We start from the raw sequence: 24,980 nt of genomic DNA, 5'->3' as shown, positions 1-24,980 counted from the left end.
ACCGCAGTTATTGCGGTTTCTTAAGATTTCTTACAGTGTATTGCTGAACAGCTGCAAGGCCAGCTGGTAGCCCGTGGCGGCGAGCTGCGGGTCGTAGCGTTCGCCCTCGTCGCGCATGAAGGCGTGCTGGCCGTTGAACTCGTGCCAGGTGAAGCTGAGGCCCGCATCCGTCAATTGTTGGTAAACCTGCACGCGGCCTGCGGTCGGGATGTGGTTGTCCTGCTTGCCCCAGATCATGAGCAGTTCGCCCTTGATGTCGGCCAGGCGTTCCATGCTGTGCTGGCCCGGCTTGTTGGGGATGACCTGGGTATGCAGGTCGGTCGCGTAGAAACAGGCGGTGGCCTTGACTTCAGGTTGCAGAGCGGCGCGGAACGCCAGGTGGCCGCCGATACAGAAGCCTGCGGCGCCGATGTTGCCGTTGAACCAGGGCTGCGTTTTGGTCCACTCGATCAAGGCGCGGTTGTCGCTGTCGTAGCCCTGCACGTCCTTGGCCGACTTATCGGCATTGCCCTTGTCGCGGCCTGCGTCATCGTAGGCGAGCACGGTGCCGATCGGGTTGAGTTCGTGGAAGACTTCCGGCACCAGCACAGCGTAGCCGTGGCCTGCCAGGAAGCGTGCGGCACGCTCGATCGGGCCGGTCTGCTGGAATATCTCGGAGTAGAACAGGATCGCAGGGAAACGGCCTTCGCCAGCAGGACGATGCACAAAGGTGCGCATGGTGCCGGTTGGGGTCTCCAGGTCGACGATATGGCTTTGAATCAGCATTACGTGGCTCCTCCCACAAATAAATTATCAATAAACTGCCTATATTCTATCGCGCCAGGCGCAATTCATGCAGGGATATCAAGCGGATGCGGGGCAAATCAGGCAGGCCAGCCCCGGGAAACGGCCTTGAACAGGCTCCGGGGCTGGCTGGATGGCGGGTTAGTTGGCGGACAGGCAGCTTTTCATGAAGTCCTTGCGGGCATCGCCGCTCAGGTTTTTCTTGCCTGCCTCGGTATTGCAGTTCTTCATTTTCTGCTGCTGGGAATTGCCGGCTAGCTCAGGCGTGCCGGACAGGCAGTTCTTCATGAACGCCTTGCGTTCGTCGCCCTTGAGGTTCTTTTCGCCAGCGGAGGCGTTGCATGATTTCATGCGCTCCTGCTGGGTGTTGGCCGGCGTATCGGCGGTGGCCGACAGGCACGATTTCATGAAGTCCTTGCGGGCGTCACCGCTCAGGCTCTTGGCGGAAGCATCGGCATTGCAGGATTTCATCTTGTCCTGCTGCGGGTTAGCCTGGGCGGTGCTGATACAGAGGATGGATAACAACAGGGCGCTGATGAGCGGTTTCATTGCAAAGGTCTCCTCGTCGGGTAGTTGAGCCAAGTCCTGGCTTGTTGGGAATTGCAATGCCTATCTTACTGCCAATTCCGCCCATGGAGTTGCTTGCAACAGGGAAATGACAATTGTTGACTAAGACAATTCTTCCACAATGTCCATCAAGGTATGCTGTACGTAAATGACGCCCAGCGCCAAGGCGTTGGCCAGGCGCAGCAGGGATTGGCTGAGGAGTTGCATGGCGATATTCCTGACTCGTGAAATTCCTCGCCATCATCCTTCGCCAGTATGACAATGATGTGATCCGGAAACCGGTGCCGTGCCAACGACGAACACATATACGGGTCGGCGTTGGAAAGCATGCAACACGGGGATCAAGGCTTTAAACCCTTGCGGGAAATGTCATCCGCCCTGCAAAATCCACATAAATACAGTCGTTGATTGACGGAGGATGATGTCATGCAGCAGTCATTGCTACAAGCCGTGGAGCTGGCATTGAATGACGATTGGGATGCTGCCCATGAAATTGCGCAGGATTCCAACGAGGCGGTTGCGCATTGGATCCATGCCGTGCTGCACAAGATCGAGGGCGATGAGTGGAACAGCCGTTATTGGTACCGGCGGACTCCGCACGAATATGAGGAGTATGCCGATCCCAAGACGGAGTTGCGGGCGATTGCCGCAGCGTTGAAAGGCGGGAATTGAAACTTCCCGCCTTTCAGCGTAGTTATACCTTGAACTGAGGACGTCCCGGTTCAGGCCAGTCGGTGTGGAAGAACTCGCCGCGTGGCTGGTCCGTGCGTTCGTAGGTATGGGCGCCGAAGTAGTCGCGTTGCGCTTGCAGCAGGTTGGCCGGCAGCGATGCGCTGCGGTAGCCGTCGTAGTAGGACAGCGCTGCGCAGAACGCCTGGGCCGGGATGCCGTTGCGCACCGCAAGCGATACCACTTCCCGCCAGCTTTCCTGTCCTTCATCGAGCGCCTCGGTGAAGTAAGGGTCCAGCATCAGGTTCTTCAGGCGTGAATCCAGCGCATAGGCATCGGTGATCTTCTGCAGGAAACGGGCGCGGATGATGCAGCCGCCACGCCAGATTTGCGCAATCTCGCCGAAGTTGAGCTTCCAGTTGTAGGCGACCTGGGCCTTGTCCATCAATTGGAAGCCCTGGGCGTAGGCGCAGATCTTGGAGCAATACAATGCATTGCGGATCGCCTCGATCAGCTTCTCGCGGTCGGATTCCAGCTTGATCGCAGGCCCCTTGAGGATGCCGCTGGCTTCGACGCGTTCATCCTTCACTGTCGACAATGCGCGCGCGAACACGGCCGCGGCGATCGCATTGGCCGGGGAGCCCAGTTCAAGCGCGTTGGCGGCGGTCCATTGCCCGGTGCCCTTCTGCCCTGCGGCATCCATGATCTTGTCCACGAGGAAGCCGTCGCCGGCAGGGTCCTTCTGCTGCAGGATGTCCCCGGTGATCTCGATCAGGAAGCTCGACAGCTCGCCCTTGTTCCATTCCTCGAATACCTTGCCGATTTCGTCTGCGCGCATGCCGAGCAGGTTCTTCATGAGCCAGTAGGCTTCGCAGATCAGCTGCATGTCGATGTATTCGATGCCGTTGTGCACCATCTTGACGTAATGTCCCGCGCCGTCGGGGCCGATGTACTCGGCGCAGGAGAAGCCGCCCTGCAACGGCTTGCCCGGCTCGGCACCCTCGATGGGCTTGCCGGTGCGCGGGTCCACCTTGGCGGCGATGTCGCGCCAGATCGGCTCCAGGGACGACCATGCCTTGCGTGTGCCGCTGGGCATGAGCGACGGGCCGAAACGCGCGCCGGTCTCGCCGCCCGATACGCCCGAGCCGATGAATTCGAGTCCCTTGGCCTTGAGTTCCTTCTCGCGGCGGATGGTATCCGTCCAGAGCGCATTGCCGCCATCGATGATGATGTCGCCTTCCTCCAGGAAAGGGATCAATGCATTGATGGTGACGTCGGTTGCGCTGCCGGCTTTCACCAGCAATACAATCTTGCGGGGACGCTTGATGCTCAATACGAAGGTGGCGAGGTCTTCAAAGCCTTTGAGGTTCCCGGCTGAAGGCTCATTTTCCTTGCTGTGGGCGATGAATTTGCGCGTTTTTTCCGGGTCGCGGTTATAGACGGAGATCGTGTAGCCGTGATCTGCGATGTTGAGTGCTAGGTTCTGCCCCATGACTGCCAAACCAATGAGGCCAATATCTGCGGTATTTGTACTCATGATGATTGCTTCTTGTTAATTAGGGTGGATAGAAACGAGAGCCAAACCAACGCGCGAGCATATATAACTCGGTGAATATACAACTCTGTAAAACGGCTCCCAAGCCAGACTATAGACCTTTATGGAAAAACCTACAAAGCCAAAGTTCCGGGAATTTTGGAAATTGTAATGATTCTTATGGATTTGCCGGGCTTGTGCCGGCGAGGTGGGAAATGAGCTTGAGGCGGCGATTGAGGGTATGGCCCGCGATCAGGAGCAAACTGCCCGGTATCGTCAGGGCGATTTCGGCAGCGGTGTTCATGGGCACGAATGCAGCGGCACCCACCAGGGCCAGTCCGGCGGCCAGCAACAGGCTGGGCTTGCCATCGCCGTGATGGCGCAAACCCGACCATGCGCCGAAAATGGCCGCAGGCAGCAGGGCAATGAACAGCCAGACGTGCACAGCCTCATCAAGGAACACGGAAAGCGGCAAGACCATGGCGATCAAGGGCAGCACGGTACAGTGGATCAGGCACAGCAGCGAGACGAAATTGCCGAATTTGTCCCAGTTGAGGAATTTTAGATCGGTGAGGCGGATGATGTGCACCACAGTTGCAGAGATTAACGAGTATGGATTCTAGCCCAATGCGTGGCATGGAGCAACTGTGTTGCAATTTTATGACACGGAGAAACGGTAGTTTTTCTCAGCCTGTGGTTATTCTATTTGCCTGCCGTGTCCGGCAGTCAGTCGACTGAGAAAGGGCATGCTGGCTGCGATGGCTGTCAGAGGATTGTTTACCCAGAATTACCTAACTTTACACTGGCCCTACAAACTTAGGCTCAGCCTTGCCAGTCCTACGTTTACTTTCCAAACAAGGGACGAATCGAGGTGTATGGTGGCAATCTCTAAACGGTCGATGATACTTCTGGCACTGGCCGGCAGCTTGCTGATGAGCGTCAGTGCCCAGGCTGACCCATGGCGGGGCGGGCACCGTCATGGCGGAGGCCCCAATATCGGGTTTTATTTTGGCCCAGGCTTCTATGGTCCCGGCTGGGGGCCCTATTATCCGCGCCCATACTATGCCGTGCCCACTTATCCCTATTACCCACCCGTGATCGTCGCCCCGGCGCCGGCACCCGTGCCGCCGCCGGTCTATATCGAGCAGGCTCCGCAGCAAAGCGCCGCGCCCGAGGCGGCGGATAGCGGGTATTGGTATTACTGCAAGCAGCCGGAAGGCTACTACCCCTACGTGAAGGAATGCCCTGCGGGCTGGCAAAAGGTTGCGCCGCAGCCGGCACGGTAATGGAAGGAAGCATCATGAAACGCGTTGCCGCATTGATTCCGTTGCTGCTGTTAAGCGCCTGCGCCACCTTGCCGCCGGACGGTCCGAGCCGCATGGCCCTGCCGGGCAGCACCAAGAGTTTCGACCAATTCCGCTATGACGACAGCATTTGCCGCCAGTTCGGCCTGGAGCAAAGCGGCTCTGCCAAGACCGCGGCCCAGGATAGCGCAGTGACGAGTGCCGCAGTGGGCACGGTGGTGGGCGGTTTGCTCGGCGCCGCGGTCGGCGGGCATGAAGGGGCTGCCGTCGGCGCGGGCTCCGGCTTGCTGGTCGGCACCATGGCCGGTACCGGCATGGCGGCGGACTCCTACCAGGCTTCCCAAGCGCGTTACGACAATGCCTATACGCAATGCATGTACGCCAAGGGGCACAAGGTGGCGGTGTCAGGCAGCCTGGCCCAGGTCCGCGAGCAGGCGGCCCCTGTGCGCCGCAGCGTGCCGCCTCCGCCCCCGCCGCCGGGATATCGCGGCGAGCCGTTGCCGGCCGGCGTACCGCCGGATTACCGGGAATAAGATATTTTCAAGTTGTTTGCATGTATCGGGGATAGACAGAGCGTTCGAGAACGCAGGATCAGGAGGACAGTATGAAACAGGTGAATAAAAACAGGTTTTGGTCAGCCCTTGGCATGGTATTGCTGACCAACATGCTCGGCCAGGCGGCCGCCTATGCGGACCGGGACGACAGGCATGACCGGGGACAGCGTCAGGAGCAGCGCTGGGATAGAGGCCATGACCGTGGCCATGGCGACCGGCAGTACCGGCAGCAAGACAGGCGTGGGGAGCGCAATGCGCGTCATGTGATCGTGCAGCAGAACGTGCAATATCAATTCCGCGACCAGGACAGGGCAAGGCTGTATACACAATACCAGCGCAGCCTGCGCGGGGCCAGGTGGGACCACAGGCCGGACTTCCGCCCGGGCTATGCCGTCCTGCCGGCTTACCGTCCCTACATTACTCCCGTGCCGGTGCATGTGCTGCGCACCTTGCCACCGCCGCCGCCAGGATATGTGATCGGCTACTACCAGGGTTACAACGTGGTTTACGATCCCACCACCTATGTCATCCTGACCGCGATAGACCTGCTGGCAAGGTAACGCCGGGGCTGGACGGTGCGGTTCAGCGGGGTATCGGCTCTCCCCACTGCACCTCGGCCAGCCCAAGGTTGCGCAGCGCAGCGTTGACCCTGGAATAGGGCTGGCTGCCGAAGAATCCGCGATGGGCGGACAGCGGCGAAGGGTGCACCGAGCTGATGACATGGTGCTGGGGCGCGATCAGCGGGCGGAATTGTTGCGCATGGCTGCCCCAGAGGATGAACACCAGTGGCGCCTCGCGCTGGCCCAGGTAGTAGATGACGGCGTGGGTGAACGCTTGCCATATCTTGCTGTGGGCACCCGCCACGCCGCCGCGCGTGGTGAGCGAAGCATTGAGCAACAATACGCCTTGCTTCGCCCATGGCATCAGATTGCCGCTCGACAGGGTCTGGCCCACGTCCGTTTGCATTTCCTTGATCATATTGCGCAATGATGGCGGCGGCCTGACCCCTTCCGGCACGGAAAACGACAAACCATGGGCTTGCTGGATCCCGCGGTCCTCGCCATGGTAAGGGTCCTGTCCCAGCAACACCACTCTCGCCTTTGCCGGCTCGACCTGGCGCAATGCCTCGAACCACAATCCCCGGCGCGGGCGTACATCCTCGACCGTCTCCAGGCTGGCGCTGATGCTGTTGTACAGCGCCTGCAATTCAGGAATCGCTTCCGCCCAGGTGGCAGGGAGCGACTCGGAATGCGGATGGGTCACGGGATCTAATACTGTCATTGTCGGTCTCAGGCATGTGGAATTGATGCGGCCTACGGTACTAAATTCAGTGGTGCCGGGCAAGCGCAAAAGGCGTAATATCGTCTTGGGGCGCACCGCCCTGAAAGCAGACACCAAGACAGGCGCCAGACCTGTCGGTGGCATGAGTTCAACCTATGGAGAAAGCATGATGAAAACCCTGGCTATCCTATCCTTGTCCCTCTTTGCCGCATTGCCTGCCACCGCCAAGACAGTGGCAGAAGACGAGTTCCAGGTCATGAAGGCTTGTCATGTGAATGCGACCGCCATGAACCTTGATGGGCATGTGCGTGAGCACTACCTCAACAATTGCGTGCTGTCGAAAACCTATGCGAGCGAGGCGGCACACCAAGCCCGCAAACAGTGCCAGATCAGTGCCACGGCGATGAACCTGGATGGGGACACGCGGCGTAATTACCTTGCCTCCTGCCTGGCGAGCAATTGAATCAGCCCAAATAGTCCTGTAACCGGCTCGCCAGCCAGTCCATGAATACGCGGACCCGCCGCGGCTGATGGCGCCGGTTCGGGTATAGCATGGAGACCGGCATCGGTGCTGCGCGGTATTCCGGCAGCAGTTCGACCAGCCTGCCATGCTGGATATGAGTCTTGGCTGCCGCCTGCGGTACCTGGATGATGCCCAGCCCGGCCAGGCAGGCCTGGGTGTAGGCATCGCTGTTGTTGACGGTGATGATGGATTGCATCTTCATGCGTTTGGTGTCGTTTCCTTGCACGTATTCCCAGTACGCTTCCTCCGAACCCAGCACCTGCGCGTAATGCACCATGAAGTGCCGTTCCAGGCCGTCCAATGACAGCGGCATGCCGTGCCGCTGCAGATATGCCGGGCTGGCGCAGTTGACGATGGGGTGAATGCCGATCTGGCGCGCGACCAGCCCGGAATCCCCTAGAGTGCCGACGCGCAGCACGCAATCGAAGCCTTCCGCTACCAGGTCTACCCGGCGGTCGGTGCTGCTGAGCTCGATCTTGATGCCGGGATGCTGCTGCAGGAACGCGGGCAGGTGCGGCATCAGCACTTCGCGTGCGACGGCAAGCGGCACATCCACGCGGATGCGCCCTTGAATGCCTTTTTCGTCGAGCAGGAACATGGACTCCAGCTCGTCCACGTCGGTCAGCAAATCCTTACAGCGCTGGTAGAACAATTGGCCGTCATGGGTGAGCACCACCTTGCGCGTCGTGCGCTGCAGCAGCCTGGTCCCGAGGTGGGATTCGAGGTTCTGCACCGCCATCGAGATGCTGCCCTTGGGCAGGCCGAGGCTGATGGCGGCCTGGGTGAAGCTCGAGAGTTCCGCAACGCGCGCAAACACCGTCATGGCATGCAGCTTGTCCATAAAGTGATTTCCATTTTGTTCAAATTATTTGAACAGTGTAATCATTTGGCGAGTATTTATCACGATTTGTTATCGCAATAGACTGTGTCCACATTCATTTACCAAGGAGACAGCATCATGGGCAAGATCGCGATTATCACCGGCGGCAACCGCGGACTGGGGCGCAACATGGCCCTCCACCTCGCGCGCAAGGGCGTGGACAGCATCATTACCTACCGCAACGGCAGGGAACAGGCAGATGCGGTGGTTGCCGAGATCGAACAACTGGGGGCGAAAGCCGCCGCCTTGCAGCTGGACGTAGGCGACAGCAGCAGCTTTGCGGCTTTTGCCGGGAGCGTGCGCCCACTGTTGCAGCAATGGGGCAGGCCGGATTTCGATTTCCTCGTCAATAACGCCGGCATAGGCATTCATAGCCCGATCATCGAGACCACGGAGCAGCAGTTTGACGAACTGGTGAATATTCATTTCAAAGGCGTGTTTTTCCTCACCCAGGCATTGTTGCCCTTGTTGCGGGACGGCGGGCACATCCTCAACGTCTCCAGCGGCCTTACGCGCTTCTCGCTGCCGGGCTATGCCGCCTATGCGGCGATGAAGGGCGGGATCGAGGTGCTGACCAGGTATCTTGCCAAAGAGTTGGGCTCGCGCGGCATCCGGGTCAACGTGCTGGCGCCCGGCGCCATAGAGACCGACTTTGGCGGCGGCGCGGTACGCGACAATGCGGATATCAACCGTTTCGTCGCCGAGCAGACGGCATTGGGACGCGTAGGCTTGCCTGACGACATTGGTGGGTTGGTGGCGGTGTTGCTGTCGGAAGAGAGCGGCTGGGTCAACGGCCAGCGCATCGAGGCATCCGGCGGAATGTTCTTGTAAGCCGGATATCCACCGGATAACTGGGTTATCCGGTGGAATGCGCATTACAGCGACCTGCTAGCCATTGCGTTTTTCGTAGGCCTCGACGGCCTTTTTGGTTTTTTCCGGCTCGGTTTGCCAGCCGCGTACCCAGCTCATGACGTGCAGGATTTCATCAGGTTCCAGCAGGCCTTGCTGGGGTCCCATCTGGCCGTCCGCACCGCCGTAGATGGTTTCGAACAGTCCCTTGTCCTCGCGGTTTCCGGGATAGGTCCAATAATCGTCACTCAGCGCCGGCCCCAACTTGCCTTCGGCCAGATGGCCGTGACAACCGGAACAGGCGGTGGCAAAGATCACGTAACCCTTGTTCATTGCCTCCTGATCGCCATTGTAGGGGTTGATGCCGGTGTTCTTGAATTCCTTGAATTGCGGACTTTCCGTTTCGCCCGTGAAATCAAGCGGATCGCCGGAAATCGTACCGCGGAAATCCAGGTCGGCGTGCGCATGGGTTAAAAGCAAGCCAGTGGCGAGCAATGTGCCCAGGCTGCCTGCAATGATAAGCTTTTTGAACAGTTGCATATTGTTAACCTCGTTTTTTCATTGAATGAGAATAAAACTCATATAATTTAATGAATTAAAATTGTTAGGTTGCTTACCATAGTGTAATTTTTTAGAGATGTTCCCACGCATAAAGTTCAAGGACGGTTTCGCCGGGATTGATACTGTGAGGTGATGAATCTTGGGAATGGTGGGCTTGCCGACAGCGTGCATGTGCAACGTATGCACGTCTCAGAAAAGGATGGGTGTGTGAGTGGAATGGCCGCAGCCTGCGAGACCCGCTTACTTGATTTTTATACGATCGGTTTGTAGGCCAGCAGGCTGGCAAGCTCCTGCAGGAGCTTGCGGCGCGGGTGTTGACGGTGCCAGACCAGGGCGATGGTGCGGCTGGGGTTCTGCTTGATAGGAATGTAACGGATGTCGCTCTCATCCGGCTGGATGGCGACAGAAGGCATCAAGGTGACGCCTACGCCATTCTTGACCATGAAGCGCAGGGTTTCGAGGCTGGATGCGCGGAAATCGTCCTCGATGAAGCGCGAGGGATTGCAGATCTGCAAGGCCTGGTCGCGCAGGCAGTGCCCTTCGTCCAATAGGAGCAGGTTTTCCTGGTCGACGGCATTGAGGTCGACCACATCGTGGCCGGCCAGCGGATGGTCGCTGGCAACGGCCAGGGTGAAGGGGTCCTCGAACAAGGGGCTTGCTTCGAACTCTTGCGGTTTCACCGGCAATGCCAGCAGCGCGGCATCCAGCTTCATCCCCATGAGCAATTCCATCAGCGCATTGGTCTTTTCCTCGATCACCAGCATCTTCATTTCGGGAAAGTGCTGCTTGATGCGGAATACGTATTCCGGCAGCACATAGCTGGCAACGGATGGAAAGGCGCCCAGCGACAGCTTGCCGCAGGTGGGCAGCTGCGCCTGGGCCGCGATCATGCGGATCTGTTCCGCATCCGCGACGATGCGGCGCGCCACTTCCACGACCTGGGTGCCGATCTCGGTAATTTCTACCTGGTTCTTATTGCGCACGAACAATGGCACATCCAGGTAGTCTTCCAGCTTCTTGATCTGGACGCTGAGCGTGGGTTGGCCAATCGCGCACTGGTTAGCCGCATGGCTGAAGTTCTTGCAGTCCGCGACTGCAATCAGGTAGTTCAAGTCTCTCAAATTCATGCTTTTCCCCTCTTGGGCTATCTCCTCCTCAAGCTGCCTTACCGCGCTGAAGCCAGCCCTCGTGAATTGTAACCATCAAGCCCCTTTTCGCCTTATTGATATTGCCCATGATGCCATTGAGCAAATGAATTTCAGTTCCGGCCTGCGGAAGCATTCAATGCTCACAAGCGCGGCAGTTGCCATTCTGGGACTGCCGGGTTTGAAACGCTTCGCTTAAATCATGAATTTATTAAAGGAGATAATCATGAAAAAGACTACGCAAATTGCGGCCCTGATCTTGATGGCTTCCGCCATGTCCAGCGCCCACGCTGATTCCATCCGCCCTTTCGCCAACAGCCTGTTAGGCACCTGGAAGCCTCTGCCCGAGGCGGCCAGCAACCAGCGTCCTGATGTCGACCAATCCCTGAGCCTGTTTGCCAACAGCCTGTTGGGCAAGAGCGAGCGCCAGGCCGGCGCTGTCAGCAACGACAAGCCCGACGTGGACAAGTCGCTTGCCTTGTTCGCCTCCAGCATCCTGCATTGATGCACGGACGGACCTTGCCCCAGGCCGGCAACGGCTCGGGGCAATGCGCATAACAAATCAGAGGAGAAAGTAAAATGAAAGAGAACGCGATTTTCTATATCAAGGTGGTGGTGTTGGCATTGGCTGCCGCCACCCTGGCCAGCCAGGCGCAGGCAGCTGAAAGCAAGCCGGGAAAACAGTACCAGACCGTATCCGGCGAGGCGGCGTTGCAGTCTCCCAAATTCTGGTGGCCCGAGCAGCTTGATCTCCAGCCCCTGCGCCAGCATGCGGCGGAATCCAACCCCCTCGACAAGGCATTCGATTACGCCGAACAGTTCAAGACCCTGGACATCAAGGCGGTGAAGCAGGATATAGAGCAGGTGATGAAGACGTCTCAGCCCTGGTGGCCTGCGGATTACGGGCATTACGGGCCTTTCTTCATCCGCATGGCCTGGCATAGCGCCGGCACGTATCGTGTGGGTGATGGCCGCGGCGGCGCGGGCGGCGGGCAGCAGCGCTTCGAGCCGCTCAACAGTTGGCCGGACAATGGGAGCCTGGACAAGGCCAGGCGCCTGTTATGGCCGGTGAAGCAGAAGTACGGCAACAAGATTTCGTGGGGCGACCTCATGGTGCTGGCGGGCAATGTGGCGCTGGAATCCATGGGCTTCAAGACCTTCGGTTTCGCTGGCGGCCGCGTGGACGACTGGGAGCCTGACATGGTCTACTGGGGCCCGGAAAAGGAATGGCTGGGCGACAAGCGCTACAGCGGCAAGCGCCAATTGGAAAATCCGCTGGCCGCGGTGCAGATGGGCCTGATCTACGTCAATCCGGAAGGCCCGAACGGCAATCCCGATCCGCTCGCTGCCGCCAAGGATATCCGCGAGACATTCGGCCGCATGGCGATGAACGATGAGGAGACCGTGGCGCTGATCGCAGGCGGGCATACCTTCGGCAAGGCGCACGGTGCGGCCAATCCCGAGAAGTGCGTGGGCGCCGAGCCCGCGGCGGCGGGTGTCGAGGAGCAAGGCTTCGGCTGGAAGAACAAGTGCGGCAAGGGCAATGCGGAAGACACCATCACCAGCGGCCTGGAAGGCGCCTGGTCGACTAACCCCACGCGCTGGACGCATGAGTACCTGACCTGGCTCTATACCTTCGACTGGGAAAAGACCAAGAGCCCTGCCGGGGCCATCCAGTGGATTCCGAAGAACGGCCAGGGCGCGAATTTCGTTCCCGACGCGCATATTCCCGACAAGCGCCATGCGCCTATCATGTTCACTACCGACCTGGCATTGAAGGAAGACCCGGAGTACCGCAAGATTTCCAAGCGCTTCCTCGATAACCCGAAAGAGTACGAGCTGGCATTTGCCAAGGCCTGGTTCAAGCTCACCCACCGCGACCTCGGGCCGCGTGCGCGCTATCTCGGCAGCGAGGTGCCGGATGAAGTATTGCTCTGGCAGGACCCTGTTCCGGCCATGGATCATGCGTTGATCGATGCGAACGACATTGCCGGGTTGAAGAGCCGGATATTGGCATCCGGCTTGACGGTGCCTGAACTGGTAAGGACTGCGTGGGCGGCGGCGGCCTCCTTCCGCGGCACGGATATGCGCGGCGGCGCCAATGGCGGCAGGTTGCGCCTTGCCCCGCAGAAGGACTGGGCGGTGAACAACCCCAACGAGCTGGGCAAGGTCCTGAAGCGGTTGGAAGCGGTGCAGAAGGACTTCAACAGCGCGCAGTCCGGAGGCAAGCAAGTGTCGCTGGCTGACCTGGTCGTGCTTGGCGGCGCAGCCGCTGTCGAGAAGGCGGCCAAGGATGCAGGTTACACCGTGACGGTGCCGTTCACGCCGGGTCGCACCGATGCATCGCAGGAGCAGACCGACGTGAAGTCGTTTGCCGCGCTTGAGCCCAAGGCCGACGGCTTCCGCAATTACTTTGGCGAAGGCAACCGCCGCTCTCCCGCCGACATGCTGGTGGAGCGCGCCAACTTCCTCACCCTGACCGTGCCGGAGATGACGGTGCTGGTGGGCGGCCTGCGGACGTTGGATGCCAATGCGGGCGGTGCCAAGCACGGCGTGTTCACCGACCGTCCGGGCACCCTGAGCAATGATTTCTTCGTCAACCTGCTCAGCATGTCCACCAAGTGGTCCAAGGCGGCTTCGGGCCAAGGGATTTACGAGGGGCGCGACCGTGCCACGGACAAGCTCAAGTGGACCGCAACCCCGGTAGACCTGGTGTTCGGTTCCAATTCGGAATTGCGGGCGGTGGCCGAAGTCTATGCGTTCGACGATGCTAAGGAGAAGTTCGTGCACGACTTCGTCAGTGCATGGTCCAAGGTCATGGAGCTGGACAGGTTCGACAAGCGTTGATGCAAATAGCCTGGCACCCTCTTGGTTCTTGGGGGTGCCAGGCTGTTTCTTGTTGTGCCGAGCCGCCGATGCGGCTTTTTTTATGTCTAGGCGTGGTGTGCGGTTTGCTGGATTTGCAACGGCAGTTGCAACGTGAACGTGGAGCCTTCGCCGAGAGTGCTTTGCACCGTGATCCTGCCCTGGTGCGCTTCTGCCAGTTGCTGTGCAATATAGAGCCCCAACCCCAGTCCCGCGCTCACCTGGTTGCCCTGGCAGCGCTCGAAGGCGAGGAAGATGCGGGCCTGGTCTTCGGGCGAGATGCCTAATCCCTGGTCCTTGATGGCAATCAAGGCATTGCCTGCTTGCTGTTGCAGCGAGATATGGATGGGTTTTGCATTGCCATAGCGCATGGCGTTGGTGAGCAGGTTGGCAATGATCTGCTCCAGGCGGAAAGCGTCCCATTCGCCATGGATCTGTTCTTCCGCGTCCAGCTCGAGGGTATAGCCCAGCGTCTTTGCCTGTGGCGTCAGGTCGTGCACCAGGCGTTGCAGCAGCTCGGTCAGGTTGGTGCTGATCGGGCGCACGGACAATCTGCCACTGGAAATGCGCGTGAGGTCCAGCATGTCGTCGATCAAGCGGATCATGTTCTTGATCTGCCGGCGGTCGCGTTCCGTCATCTTTTGCAGTTCCGGCTGGGTGAAGGCCGCGAGGTTGTCGCGCTCCAGCTGCAAGGTACGCACCTGCACATCCAGGAACAGGGTGTTGAGGGGCGTGCGCAGTTCGTGCGCGACCATGGAAATGAAGTTGTCGCGGATGGTGATGGATTTCTCCAGCTCGGCTTGCGTGTGGCGCAGTTCCGCCAGCAGCGATTCCTGTTTTTTCCTGCTGGCTTCCAGCTCGGCGACCTGCCGCTGGATTTCCATGCGTTGTTGGTGCAGCGCGACGAAGACGTTGACCTTGCTCTTGACGGCGCCGATGTCGAGCGGCTTGTGGAGGAAATCGACGGCGCCGGTGGCATAGCCGCGGAAATCGAAGTTGGATTCAGTGGCGGCGGCGGTGACGAATACGATGGGGATGTCGCGCGTCTTGGCCGTGCCGCGCATGAAGTTGGCAAGTTCGAAACCGTCCATGCCCGGCATCTGCACATCGAGGATCGCCAGGGCGAAGTCGTGCTCCAGCATCAGCGCCAAGGCTTCTTCCCCCGATCGTGCCTCATAAATGACACGGTCCTCACCACGGATGATGGCAGCGAGCGCCTGCAGGTTTTCTGCCAAGTCATCCACAATCAGCAACTTGCTGGGCAGCAGCTCTGTATTAGTGGACATGTCTTTCCCCCAATGTAATCAATAGTTGTTCGATATCCGCCAGGCGCAGTATCAAGTCGGGCTTTTGCAGACTGATGGCTGCGCGCGGCATGTAATCTATTTCCGCTTCATCCGGATCCTGCACGACGCTGAGGCCGCCGGCATGCTTGACTGCCTGCAGGCCGGCGGCACCGTCCTGGTTCGCGCCCGTGAGCAAGATGCCCAGCAAGGCGGCTTCATAGGCGTCCGCGGCAGATTCCATCAGGATATCGATGGCCGGCCGCGAAAAGTGCAATGGCGCTTCGCAGCTCAGCGAGAACTGCAAGTTGTGCTCGATCGACAGGTGGTAGCCGGGCGGGGCGAAGTACAGGGTGCCGGGAGCAATTTCTTCCTTGTCCTCGGCTTCCTTCACCGGCAGGCTGAGATGGTGCTGGAACAGCTCTGCCAGTTTGCTCTCGCGCAGGTTCTGCATATGTAGCAGGGCGACGATGGGAATGGGGTAGCGCATCGGCAGTCGATGGAACAGTTTCAGCATGGCGTCGACGCCACCTGCGGAAGCGCCGACGACGACCGCCTGGATCGTGCGCTGCTTCAAGGATTGAATGAGTTTTTTCTGCATCATCCTAGCTTGCGGAAAATACGTTCACGTTTCTGCACGGCTTCAAAATGCTGGCTGTAATCGGAGAAATCGATGCTTTCCTTGCTGCCCAGCCCAAGGAAGCCCCGATGGCACAACGATTCATGGAACAGCCCGAGCGCACGGTCCTGCAGCTTGCGGTTGAAGTAAATCAGCACGTTGCGGCAGGAGATCAGGTGCGTTTCCGAGAACACGCTGTCGGTGGCGAGGCTGTGGTCCGCGAAGGTGACGTTTTCACACAACGAGCGATCGAATAGCGCTGCATTGTAGGCCGCCGTGTAGTAGTCGGAAAACGCCTGTCTTCCGCCTGCCTCCTGGTAGTTCTTGGTGTAAAGCTGCATGCGCGACAACGGGAAAACGCCCTTGCGCGCCTTGTCCAGCGAAACCGGGTTGATGTCCGTGGCATAGATGATGGTGCGTTCCAGCAGGCCTTCCTCGCGCAGCAGGATGGCCAGGGAATAGACCTCCTCCCCGGTGCTGCATCCCGCGACCCAGATCTTGAGGGAGGGATAGGTCCTGAGTATGGGCAGGACTTCCTCGCGCAGGCTGGCGTAATAGCCGGGGTCGCGGAACATCTCGCTCACCGGGATGGTGAGGAATTGCAGCAATTGCATGAACAAGTCGGCGTCATGCAGGATGCGCGCCTGCAGCTCCGAGACGGATTTGCAGTCGAAAGCGCGCACGGCCTGCACCACGCGCCGTTTCTGCGACGAGCCGGTGTAGTCGCGGAAATCGTAGTTGTAGCGCAGGTAGATTGCCTCCGCCAGCAAGCGCAGTTCGATGTCCAGCGTGCTCATGTGAGCGTGCGGCTGTTCCGGGGGGTGTCCAGGCTTTTGTTGCATCGCGCTTTACTCGATATGGTTGAGCCCAGCCGGCAGCCAGACGCGCAGCAATGAATACAGGCGCGAGAGCTCGATAGGCTTGGCGAGGTAGTCGTTCATGCCCGCCTTCATGCATTGCTCCTGGTCGTCCTTCATCGCCTTGGCGGTGATGGCGATGATAGGCAGGCGCTCGAAGCGGCCATCGGCGCGAATGCGGCGCGTGGCTTCCAGGCCGTCCATTTCCGGCATCATGACATCCATCAGCACCAGGTTGATGTCGGGAATCTGGTTCAGCTTGTCGATGGCCTCAAGGCCGTTGCGCGCGACTTCCACCTTCATTCCCTTCTGCTCCAGCGCGCTGGTCAGGGCGAAGACGTTGCGCACGTCGTCATCCACCAGCAGGATATGGCGGCCATCAAACACGCGTTCCCGGCTGCGCAAGGCTTGCAGCATGCGCTGGCGTTCGCTGGAAAGCTCGGATTCGACCTTGTGCAGGAACAGGGTCACCTCGTCCAGCAGGCGCTCGGGCGAGCGCGCACCCTTGATGATGATGGAGCGCGAATACTTCAGCAGTTCCGCCTCTTCATCACGGCTGAGGTTGCGCCCGGTGTAGACGATGACGGGCGGGAAGGCGCAGATGTCCTCGCTCGACATGCGCTGCAACAGCTCGCTGCCCTGCATGTCCGGCAGCTTGAGGTCGATGATCATGCAGTCGAAGATATTGCTGCGCAATTGCTCCAACGCCTGCTCACCGAATTCCACCGCGACGATTTCCACGTCGTCGTCGGCGATCAGCTGGTGCACGCTCTCGCGCTGGCGCGCGTCATCCTCCACCAGCAACACGCGCTTGATTTTCTGCGACAGTTTTTCCTCAAGGCGCGCAAACACCTGCTTCAGCTCTTCCAGCGTCGTGGGTTTGAGCGCGTAGCCGATCGCGCCCAGATGGAGCGCGGCTTCGGTATGGTCCTCGCTGGAAACCACGTGTACGGGGATATGGCGGGTGCGGGTGTTGTTTTTCAGGGTTTGCAGCACGCTGAGCCCCGACTCGTCCGGCAGGCGGATATCCAGCAGGATCGCCTGCGGCTGGTACTCCGCCGCGAGGTGCAGGCCTTCGTCGGCCGCATGGGCCACCAGGCATTGGTAGCCCATTTCATGAGCGAGGTCGAAGAGGATGCGCGCGAAGGCGGGTTCATCCTCGACCACCAGCACCAGGCGCTGAGAGTCCTGGGCTTGCTCGCGGTCATCAGGGAATGCCGGGCCGGTGAACTGCTTTGTCTGCTTGGCAGTGGGCTCCGGTTGCTGCGTGGGTTCGGCAGTATGGGATGGCGCAGGTTCCGGCGGCAGCAAAATGGCGTTGGACTGCCATTCCCGCGGTACCAGCAAGGTGAAGCTGCTGCCTTCGCCGCGGGTGCTTTCCACGCTGATGGAGCCGCCCAGCAAGGCGGCAAGGTTGCGCGAAATCGACAGGCCGAGGCCGGTGCCGCCATAGCGGCGGCTGGAAGTGCCGTCCACCTGGCGGAAAGGCGCGAAGATGGCCTCGTGCATGTTCGGGTCTATGCCGATGCCGGAGTCTTTCACCGTGAAGCTGACCTGGTCGTGCTCATTGGTCGAGATGCGCAGGGAAATATTGCCGCGGTCGGTGAACTTGATGGCATTCGAGAGCAGATTCTTCAGTATCTGTTCCAGGCGCTGACGGTCGGTATAGATCGTGTTTGGCGTTGCCGGATCGACGTCGATCTTGAAGGCGAGCTTTTTCTGCTGCGCCATTGGTTCGAACACGGATTGTAACGAGCTGGCCAAGTGCTGGACGGCGAGTTCCTGCGGCTTCAATTCCAGCTTGCCCGCCTCAACCTTGGAAATGTCGAGGATATCGTTGATCAGGTTGAGCAGGTCGTTGCCCGCGGAATAAATGGTTTGCGCAAACTTGATCTGTTCCTCGCTGAGGTTGCCTTCCCGGTTGTCGGCCAACAGTTTGGCGAGAATGAGGGAGCTGTTGAGCGGGGTCCGCAACTCGTGCGACATATTGGCCAGGAACTCCGATTTATACTGGCTTGCCCGCTCAAGATCCTCCGCCCTTTCCTGGAGCTGGCCTTGCACCTCTTGCAATGCTGCATTCTTTTCATCCAGCCTGAGCGCCTGCTCGGCCAGCTTGTCGTTGGTCTGTTCCAGCTCTGCCTTCTGGTTTTCAAGGGTGGCCTGGGACTCCTCAAGTACGCGGGACTGCTCTTCCAGCTCTTCGTTGCTGGTGCGCAGTTCCTCTTGCTGCACTTGCAATTCTTCGTTGAGCTGCTGGGTTTCGGCCAGCAAATCCTGCAGGCGCTGGCGCGCCAATGCCGCCTCGATGGCGATGCCGAGGTTCCCTGCGATCAGTGCTAGGAACTCCATGTTCAACGGTTCAGGCTTATGCATGAAGCCCAGTTCAACCACGCCGTTGATGCGGCCGTCGTTGTTGATCGGCACGATGGCCAGGTGGCGGGGCATTGCGTCGCCCAGGGCCGAATTGACCTTGATATAGTCGTTCGGCAGGCTGTCGAGGTCGATGAGGCGGTTTTCCGCCACGGCCTGGCCCAGCAGGCCTTGATGTTCGCGCAATACGGAATCCCGCTGCTCATGTTCGGGGCTGAAGCCGTATGTTGCAAAGCGGCGTAACGTGCCATCGTCGTCGCGTACATATATCGCACCCACCTGCACGCCGATATAGCTGGCCAGGAAGTCGAGGGAGATACGGCCGAGCTGCGGTAGCGCCATTTGCCCGATGCCCAGCTCGGCCAGGGCGGTTTGGCCCGTGCGTAGCCAGGCCTGCTGCTGCTGGGCGTCGGCGTATTCCTGCTGGCGTTGCAGGATTACTTCATAGTTGTTCGACAGGCCCAGCAGCTCGCGGCGGCCGAAATAGCCCAGGAAGCCGGTCAATCCCAGCACGAACAGCAGGTAGGAAGCCAGCGAGAAGGAAATGGTCTTGCGCGCATTGTCGTTCCTGTCCTTGAGCAAGCGTTGCTCGTCCATGACGAAATTGCCAAGCTCGTTGCGGATCTCGTCGAACTGCAGCTTGCCGTGGCCCATGCGCAAGGTGGGTAAAAAGTCTTCCTTCGCCCGCCGCTTGTCGATCATGATGCTGGCATAGGCATCCCATTGGTCGATGTAGGCCTGGGTACGCTTGAGGCGGTCGATCTGGGTGGGATTGTCCTTGACCAATACCGTCAATGCCGAGATTTCGGCCTGGATCTTGGGCTTGCTGAGCAGATAGGGCGCGAGGAAGTTGTCATCACCGCTCAGCAGGTAGCCGCGCATCCCGCTTTCCATATTGACGGCGAGCTTGGACACTTCCTGTGCCTTGCCGATCACGCGTTCGGTATGCTCCACCCAGTTCATGGAATCGAGCAAGTTGAGGATGAGGACGACAAAGAGTGCTGCGCTTGCAATACCGACACCAAGCGGCAGCATGATGTTGCGGCGCAGGATGCGCTTGAAACTGGCTTGATCGATATTGGTTTGACCGGTCATGGAGTGCATATCCTGCAGATTTCAAGATGCGGTAGTGTAGCGCAACTGATGGGTTTGCAGGCGTCAAAATCGCCGAATATCGGGAGAATTTCCGGCAAAAACCGGTAAATCCCTACAAAGTAGGAATTGTCTTACAAAGGAGGGTAACGGGGTCCTACATAAAAACGCCGGCAAGGCAAAAAATTGCCTTGCCGGGTTTTATTGCTCACTTAATAAGTGGCTTAATGGTGCGTGTTCTTGTCGACCTTGTACGGCTTGTCTTTACGCTTGGTGGAAGCGAGCTTTTCCAGCTCCTTCTCGCTCATACTGTTGACCATGCTGCGCGAGGCGCCTTTGAGGTCTTTCTTGCTGGCCTCGCCGCGCTTTGCCGAAAGCGCGGCGCCTGCGGCCATTTGCTGAGCCTTGGATTTGGCGGGCATGATGTTCTCCTTTGAACTAAGGTCGAACCAGTCTGCGTGATATCAGGGTATGTTGCAGTCAGCCGATGCCGGGTTTTGTTGTCGGAGAAATCAAGCAGGCGGTACTGCGCTTGTTTTCGTGGTTTGCGTGGCCGGATGCACGATCACCGAGCAGGTCATGCCGGCGACCAGCACGGCGTTTTCAGGGACGTCGTCGATATGGATGCGCACCGGCACGCGTTGCGCGAGGCGCACCCAGTTGAAGCTCGGGTTGACGTTGGCAAGCAGCCTCACGTCGGTCGGGTTGTCGCGGTCGGTGATGCCGCGGGCGATGCTCTCGACATGGCCGTGCAGGACGAAGTCGGTGCCCAGCATGCGGATTTCCGCCGGGTCGTTCACATGGATGAGGGCAAGCTTGTGCTCCTCGAAGTAGCCGTAGACCCAGTAGGATTTCTGGTCGATCAGCGCGAGCTTGGCATCGCCCGCCTGCGCATAGTCTCCCGGCCGCACCAGCAGGTTGGATACCCAGCCGTCGACAGGCGCCCGCACCTCGGTGCGCTTGAGATCGAGCTTCGCATGGCCGAGCTCGGCGCGGGCCTGGTCCAGGTCCGCCTTGGCTGCCAAGGTGATGAGGTCGGAATCCTCGCGGTCTTCGCGCGAGATGACCTGGTCGTCCAGCATGGCGCGCCGCGTCGATTGCCCGCGCTTGAGGGCGAGGTTTATCTTGCGCTGTTCCAGCCTGGCTTCCGCCTCTTCCAGGGTGTGGTGGTAGCGCTCGGCGTCGATACGGAACAATAGGTCGCCTTTTTTCACGAACTGGTTGTCGCGCACCACTACCTCGGTGACCAATCCCGAGACGTCGCTGGCGATATTGACGACATCTGCGCGTACCCTGCCGTCGCGCGTCCACGGCGAGTCCATGTAGCGAACCCAGAGCAAATGGCCCAGGACCACGGCCGCCACTACGATGGCCAAGGTGAGCGAAATGCGCAGGATGTGCTTGTAAAGGTCTTTCATGTGCGTTCCCTTGTCAGTAAATCAGGAGCCCGAGCGAGCAGAACAGGCAGACGAACAGGCCCAGGCGGAACAGCGCGCGGTACCAGATGAATTGGTAGCCGCCCAGCCAGACCAAGGCTGTGTCCAGCAGCCAATACAGCAGCAATGCCGCTAGGAAGGCAAGCATCAACGTCGGCATCAGCGCGTCGAGAAAGGCGATTTCCCTAGGCATGTTGCGGCGCTCCCGGCGGTGGCGTTTCATCGAGCGGGGCGATGGGCGTGAGCACCGAGTCCCTGTCCAGCAGTGCGCCGCGGATGAAATGCAGCATCGCCAGCAGCTGTGCATGGTTGGATACGGTCAGCGCGGTTCTGGATTGCACGCGTTCGATGCTGTTGGCGATCGAGGCGATGGCGATCTGGCGTAATGCAGTGCTGGGCTGCTCGAACAGCCTGGCCAACTGCAGCAGGCTATGGTCTATCGAGCCGCGAATGGCAGGATCGTCCGTGCTGTTCAATTCTGTCCGCAGTGCGATGACGGCCTGGCTGATTTCCAGCGTGGAAAACAGCCAGTTGACCACTTCCTTATCCTTGGCATCGGCAACGCGCCGTGCCGACCCCATGCGCAGGAGCAGCTCCCGTGCATGGGTCTCGAGCTTGACGCGCGCCGGCGGCGGCGTTTGCACGCAGGCGTCCTGGATCAGCTCTCGCAACGCCTGGGCGACGCGGATGCGCGACCACAGGTTGTTGGTGAGGTCGATCAGGCTGTAGAACAGGCCGGCGAGCATGATGGCAAGGAGGTCGGCAATCGCTTCATTGATGAAATTGACCGGGTTGGCGGCAAACACGTTGTTGAAGCCGATATGCAGGAAAAACACGATGAAGATGCCGGAGCCGATCACGGCGATGGCAGGCCTGGTGGTGAACCATGCCGCAATCGCGATTGCGGGGCACAATGCCAGCGCCAGCATGGCGAAACCCTGCGCCTGCGTCAGCAGATGGAAGTTGCACAGGTAAAGCAGCGCCGTGCCGATCAACGCGCCGATGATGAACTGGCGCACCGTCCTGCCCGGCGCAGGCGACGAGGCGAACAGCGTGCTCGCGATGGTGGCAATGGTAATGGCCTCTATGCCCGAACGCAGGTCGCAGGCGATCCAGAGGAAGGACATCACCGCGAACACCAGTCCGCCGCGTATCCCTGCCAGCAAGGCCGCCAGCGGGTCGAAATGCATTCCCAGCCCCGGGGACTGACGGGGCTTAGATATGCCTGTTTTCCCCGGCTGGTTCAGTCCGGCATAGGTATGCACGTAGGCATGCAATTCCGAGAGGGTGCGCAGGCCCAGCTCCGCGCCAGTGGCGAAATCCAGTTTTTCATTCTCGCCGAGTGTGGCCGGCAGCGAGGACTGCACCTCGTTCAGGTGGATGGACCAGCGCTGCAGCAATGCGTCGATAGTGAGCGCTACCTGTCTTGCCTCGTGTTCATCACGCGCTTCGTGCCCGCGGGTCAACACGGCGGACTGGATCGGGGCGAACAATGCCAGCAGGCCGTCCACTACCTGCGGGTGGCCGCTTGCATGCAGGCGCCGCATCAATTGCTCGAACGAGTGCAGGCTGGTGGTGACTGCCATGAACTCGGAGTTCAGCAAGTTGAGCTGCTCGCGGTAGGCGCGCGAGTGGCTGCTCTCCATGGACGAGGAGGCATGGAATATTTCCAGCTCGAATACGTCGCCCACCATGCGCAGGGTTTCCGCCTGAGCGGCGGGGCCGGCGAGTTTCTTGCGGTCCAGGCTGACAAGCAGGCGGGAGAAGTCGCGAAAGCGCTTGCGCACGGCATTGCGCAGCAGTTCGCTGATGCCCTGGGGAAACACGAGCGCGCTCACCAGGCTGGCAGAGGCGAGCCCGACCATGATCTCGGAAAGCCGCGTCATGGCGATGTCGAAGGTCTGCACCGGGTTGAGTGTGGCCGGCAGGCCGACGATGCAGATCGTATAACCCGCCAGCACGAAGGCATAGGATTGATGGTGGCGGAAGACGATGGAGCCCGCGGTGCAAAAGCTGATCCACAATGCTAGGTAGATGAGGAAAGGCACGCGTTCCTGGGCGAACAGCGCGACCAGCAGCACCGAAGTGGCAATCCCGACCAAGGTGCCGATGAGCCGGTAATAGCTTTTGGCCAGCACCATGCTGGTCCTGGTCTGCATGACGATGGCGACGGTAAGCAGCGCGGTGCGGGGCTGTTCCAGCTCGAACCTGAGCGAGACCCACATGGCGAGCATGCATGCCAGCAGTACCTTGCCAATGTAGATCAGCGTCTGCGCGTCCTCGCGCGTCCAGTCGCGCAGCACGCCGAGCAAGGCGTAGCGCCAGCGCGCGTGGCGCATGAAGGCCGGGCCGGTGTTGTTGCGGCTCATCAATGCGCCCCGGCAGACGGCTGGCCGGCTCCACCGCCCAACGCCTTCATCAGCCCGGCATAAGTGCTGAGCCTGGAGGCTTCCAGGTCGACCAGGGCTGTACGCTGGCTGAGCACCTGGTTTTCGGCGTCCAGCACCTTGAAGTAGTTGGACAGTCCGGCATGGTTGCGGGTCTGGGCGAGTCTCCTGGTTTTCTCCGCAAGGCGCAGCGCATCGAGCAGTTCCGCCTGCTGGATCGCGTTGGAATGCAGCGTGACCAGCTGCGCGCTGATTTCCTGCATGGACTGCAGCACGATGGCGTTGTATTGCTCGACCGCCAGGTCGTATTCCGCAGCCGTCGCTGCGAGATTGCCGCGGCGTTGCCCGCCGTCGAACAACGGCAGCGAGATTGCCGGGCCGACGCCTGCCACCAGGCCGCTTTCGCTGAGTATCTTGCCGAAGCCCATGGCCTGCAGGCCAACAAAGCTCAACAGGTTGATGTTGGGGTAGAAAGCCGCCTTGGCGCTGGTGATATTATGGCTGGCGGCTTCGATCCGCCATCTTGCCGCGACGATATCGGGCCGGCGGCCCACCAGGTTGGCAGGAAGGGCATCGGGTAGGCCGATGTCGGCATCCAGGGACAGCCTGGGCGCTTGCAGGTGCTCAGTAAAGCCCGGCCCCTCGCCAGCAAGCGCTGCGAGCTGCTGCCTGGTCAAGGTGATGCGTTCGTCGCTCACCTCCAGTTGCGCCCGTAATCCCGGGACGGCGGATTTCGCCTCGCTGACCTCGATTTCGGTTCCCAGGCCTGCGGCAAGCGCGCGCTTGCGGATATCGAGTTGCTGCTGCGCGATATCCAGCCTGTGCTGGATAATGTCATGCAGCGCATGCTCCCGCGAGAGCGCGATGTAATGCATCACCAGGGCGGTGGTGAGGCTGAGCCTGACTTGCTGGGCCTCCGCAGCCGTTGCCTGGATGCGGTCGAGCGCGCCTTTCCATTGCTGTTCGCGCTGTCCCCAGAGGTCGAGGTCGTAGCCGAGGTTGAGCGTGGCCTTGTTGTTCCACTCAGTATGGCCTCCCCACGGCGGCGGGATGAATTGCAGGTTGGTAAAGCGTTCGCGCACGAAGTTGCCGTTGATGCCGGCTTGCGGAGCGAGCAGTGCGCCGGCGGCCTGCGCCTGTGCTTCCGCCATGGCAGTGCGGCTGCGTGCCGCCCGGATATCGGGGTGTTGTTGCAGGCTGTGGCTGACCAACGCATCGAGCTGCGCATCCTGGAAGACCTGCCACCATTCCTCCCTGGGCCACGGCAGGTCGTGCCGTGCCTGGGTGATGTCATGGCCCACATCCAGCAGGGCGGGGTCTTTAGGTTGTGCCGTGGTGGAAATGCCGGACATGCTCATGCATCCAGGCAACACCGCGATCACAGCGGTGCTGAAAGCCTTGAGGATGTTGCGATGCATGTT

25 protein-coding genes are annotated in these 24,980 nt (G+C 59.9%); 8 read left to right on the top strand and 17 right to left on the bottom strand.

Annotated features, from left to right (window positions below; translation table 11 throughout):
- Positions 1–30: 30 nt before the first annotated feature.
- A complete protein-coding gene (locus ACW4YW_RS06290; protein ID WP_457136792.1) occupies positions 31–765 on the bottom strand; it encodes a dienelactone hydrolase family protein in 735 nt (244 codons plus the stop codon).
- Positions 766–924: 159 nt separating this feature from the next.
- The gene (locus ACW4YW_RS06285; protein WP_457136791.1) at positions 925–1,332 is read right to left on the bottom strand and encodes a PsiF family protein; all 408 of its coding nucleotides are present in this window, start codon (positions 1,330–1,332) and stop codon (positions 925–927) included.
- 444 nt (positions 1,333–1,776) lie between these two features.
- On the opposite strand from ACW4YW_RS06285, the gene ACW4YW_RS06280 reads away from it, so the two are divergent.
- Positions 1,777–2,022, top strand: coding sequence for a hypothetical protein (locus ACW4YW_RS06280; protein ID WP_457136790.1), 246 nt, complete (start codon positions 1,777–1,779; stop codon positions 2,020–2,022).
- 22 nt (positions 2,023–2,044) lie between these two features.
- Here ACW4YW_RS06280 and gndA read toward each other — a convergent pair whose 3' ends face one another.
- The gene (gene gndA / locus ACW4YW_RS06275; RefSeq protein ID WP_457136789.1) at positions 2,045–3,556 is read right to left on the bottom strand and encodes an NADP-dependent phosphogluconate dehydrogenase; all 1,512 of its coding nucleotides are present in this window, start codon (positions 3,554–3,556) and stop codon (positions 2,045–2,047) included.
- A gap of 175 nt (positions 3,557–3,731) precedes the next feature.
- Entirely contained in the window at positions 3,732–4,142 is a 411-nt protein-coding gene (locus ACW4YW_RS06270) for a MerC domain-containing protein (protein ID WP_457136788.1), read from the bottom strand.
- 343 nt (positions 4,143–4,485) lie between these two features.
- Between ACW4YW_RS06270 and ACW4YW_RS06265 the strand changes: the two genes are divergently transcribed.
- The 3 genes from ACW4YW_RS06265 (at position 4,486) to ACW4YW_RS06255 (ending at position 5,971) form a co-directional block, all read left to right on the top strand.
- Positions 4,486–4,839: a hypothetical protein gene (locus tag ACW4YW_RS06265; protein ID WP_457136787.1), complete on the top strand. Its 354-nt coding sequence runs from the start codon at positions 4,486–4,488 to the stop codon at positions 4,837–4,839.
- 14 nt (positions 4,840–4,853) lie between these two features.
- On the top strand, positions 4,854–5,390 hold the full coding sequence (locus ACW4YW_RS06260; protein WP_457136786.1) for a YMGG-like glycine zipper-containing protein: 537 nt from the start codon (positions 4,854–4,856) through the stop codon (positions 5,388–5,390).
- A gap of 71 nt (positions 5,391–5,461) precedes the next feature.
- The gene (locus ACW4YW_RS06255) at positions 5,462–5,971 is read left to right on the top strand and encodes a hypothetical protein (RefSeq protein WP_457136785.1); all 510 of its coding nucleotides are present in this window, start codon (positions 5,462–5,464) and stop codon (positions 5,969–5,971) included.
- Between the two features lie 22 nt (positions 5,972–5,993).
- On the opposite strand, the gene ACW4YW_RS06250 is transcribed toward ACW4YW_RS06255, so the two are convergent.
- Positions 5,994–6,692, bottom strand: a complete 699-nt coding sequence (locus tag ACW4YW_RS06250; protein WP_457136784.1) for a uracil-DNA glycosylase — start codon at positions 6,690–6,692, stop codon at positions 5,994–5,996.
- Positions 6,693–6,858: 166 nt separating this feature from the next.
- Between ACW4YW_RS06250 and ACW4YW_RS06245 the strand changes: the two genes are divergently transcribed.
- Positions 6,859–7,155 (top strand): hypothetical protein, encoded by a 297-nt coding sequence (locus tag ACW4YW_RS06245; protein WP_457136783.1) that lies wholly within the window; start codon positions 6,859–6,861, stop codon positions 7,153–7,155.
- Between the two features lies 1 nt (position 7,156).
- Here ACW4YW_RS06245 and ACW4YW_RS06240 read toward each other — a convergent pair whose 3' ends face one another.
- Positions 7,157–8,056, bottom strand: coding sequence for a LysR family transcriptional regulator (locus ACW4YW_RS06240; protein WP_457136782.1), 900 nt, complete (start codon positions 8,054–8,056; stop codon positions 7,157–7,159).
- 117 nt (positions 8,057–8,173) lie between these two features.
- Between ACW4YW_RS06240 and ACW4YW_RS06235 the strand changes: the two genes are divergently transcribed.
- A complete protein-coding gene (locus tag ACW4YW_RS06235; RefSeq protein ID WP_457136982.1) occupies positions 8,174–8,926 on the top strand; it encodes an SDR family NAD(P)-dependent oxidoreductase in 753 nt (250 codons plus the stop codon).
- A 57-nt stretch (positions 8,927–8,983) separates the two neighbouring features.
- Here the strand turns inward: ACW4YW_RS06235 and moxG are convergent, their stop codons facing one another.
- On the bottom strand, positions 8,984–9,484 hold the full coding sequence (gene moxG, locus ACW4YW_RS06230) for a cytochrome c(L), periplasmic (protein WP_457136781.1): 501 nt from the start codon (positions 9,482–9,484) through the stop codon (positions 8,984–8,986).
- A gap of 272 nt (positions 9,485–9,756) precedes the next feature.
- On the bottom strand, positions 9,757–10,632 hold the full coding sequence (locus ACW4YW_RS06225) for a LysR substrate-binding domain-containing protein (RefSeq protein WP_457136780.1): 876 nt from the start codon (positions 10,630–10,632) through the stop codon (positions 9,757–9,759).
- A 244-nt stretch (positions 10,633–10,876) separates the two neighbouring features.
- Here ACW4YW_RS06225 and ACW4YW_RS06220 point away from each other — a divergent pair, with 244 nt between their 5' ends.
- Positions 10,877–11,155: a hypothetical protein gene (locus ACW4YW_RS06220; protein WP_309565846.1), complete on the top strand. Its 279-nt coding sequence runs from the start codon at positions 10,877–10,879 to the stop codon at positions 11,153–11,155.
- Positions 11,156–11,229: 74 nt separating this feature from the next.
- Complete coding sequence (gene katG, locus ACW4YW_RS06215) at positions 11,230–13,497, top strand: catalase/peroxidase HPI (protein ID WP_457136779.1); 2,268 nt, start codon at positions 11,230–11,232, stop codon at positions 13,495–13,497.
- An 86-nt stretch (positions 13,498–13,583) separates the two neighbouring features.
- Here the strand turns inward: katG and ACW4YW_RS06210 are convergent, their stop codons facing one another.
- From ACW4YW_RS06210 to ACW4YW_RS06170, 9 genes are all read right to left on the bottom strand, one after another.
- Positions 13,584–14,801 (bottom strand): hybrid sensor histidine kinase/response regulator, encoded by a 1,218-nt coding sequence (locus tag ACW4YW_RS06210; RefSeq protein WP_457136778.1) that lies wholly within the window; start codon positions 14,799–14,801, stop codon positions 13,584–13,586.
- Positions 14,791–15,402, bottom strand: coding sequence for a chemotaxis protein CheB (locus ACW4YW_RS06205; RefSeq protein WP_457136777.1), 612 nt, complete (start codon positions 15,400–15,402; stop codon positions 14,791–14,793). The genes ACW4YW_RS06210 and ACW4YW_RS06205 overlap by 11 nt, the downstream gene beginning before the upstream one ends.
- Positions 15,399–16,214 carry a CheR family methyltransferase gene (locus ACW4YW_RS06200; RefSeq protein WP_309565842.1) on the bottom strand — a complete coding sequence of 272 codons (816 nt, stop codon included), beginning with the start codon at positions 16,212–16,214 and terminating at the stop codon, positions 15,399–15,401. The genes ACW4YW_RS06205 and ACW4YW_RS06200 overlap by 4 nt, the downstream gene beginning before the upstream one ends.
- Before the next feature lie 51 nt (positions 16,215–16,265).
- Positions 16,266–19,739 carry a response regulator gene (locus ACW4YW_RS06195; RefSeq protein WP_457136776.1) on the bottom strand — a complete coding sequence of 1,158 codons (3,474 nt, stop codon included), beginning with the start codon at positions 19,737–19,739 and terminating at the stop codon, positions 16,266–16,268.
- A 221-nt stretch (positions 19,740–19,960) separates the two neighbouring features.
- Positions 19,961–20,158: a DUF3008 family protein gene (locus ACW4YW_RS06190; RefSeq protein WP_457136775.1), complete on the bottom strand. Its 198-nt coding sequence runs from the start codon at positions 20,156–20,158 to the stop codon at positions 19,961–19,963.
- 90 nt (positions 20,159–20,248) lie between these two features.
- Positions 20,249–21,154, bottom strand: coding sequence for an efflux RND transporter periplasmic adaptor subunit (locus ACW4YW_RS06185; protein ID WP_457136774.1), 906 nt, complete (start codon positions 21,152–21,154; stop codon positions 20,249–20,251).
- Positions 21,155–21,167: 13 nt separating this feature from the next.
- Positions 21,168–21,365: a DUF1656 domain-containing protein gene (locus ACW4YW_RS06180; RefSeq protein ID WP_457136773.1), complete on the bottom strand. Its 198-nt coding sequence runs from the start codon at positions 21,363–21,365 to the stop codon at positions 21,168–21,170.
- The gene (locus tag ACW4YW_RS06175; RefSeq protein ID WP_457136772.1) at positions 21,358–23,541 is read right to left on the bottom strand and encodes an FUSC family protein; all 2,184 of its coding nucleotides are present in this window, start codon (positions 23,539–23,541) and stop codon (positions 21,358–21,360) included. Before ACW4YW_RS06175 ends, ACW4YW_RS06180 begins: the two co-directional genes overlap by 8 nt.
- Positions 23,541–24,977, bottom strand: coding sequence for an efflux transporter outer membrane subunit (locus tag ACW4YW_RS06170; protein ID WP_457136771.1), 1,437 nt, complete (start codon positions 24,975–24,977; stop codon positions 23,541–23,543). Before ACW4YW_RS06170 ends, ACW4YW_RS06175 begins: the two co-directional genes overlap by 1 nt.
- Positions 24,978–24,980 lie beyond the last annotated feature (3 nt).

Source organism: Methylobacillus pratensis (assembly GCF_054072455.1).
Note: the sequence above shows the minus strand (reverse complement) of the source record. Positions and strands in the feature narration are given on the sequence as shown.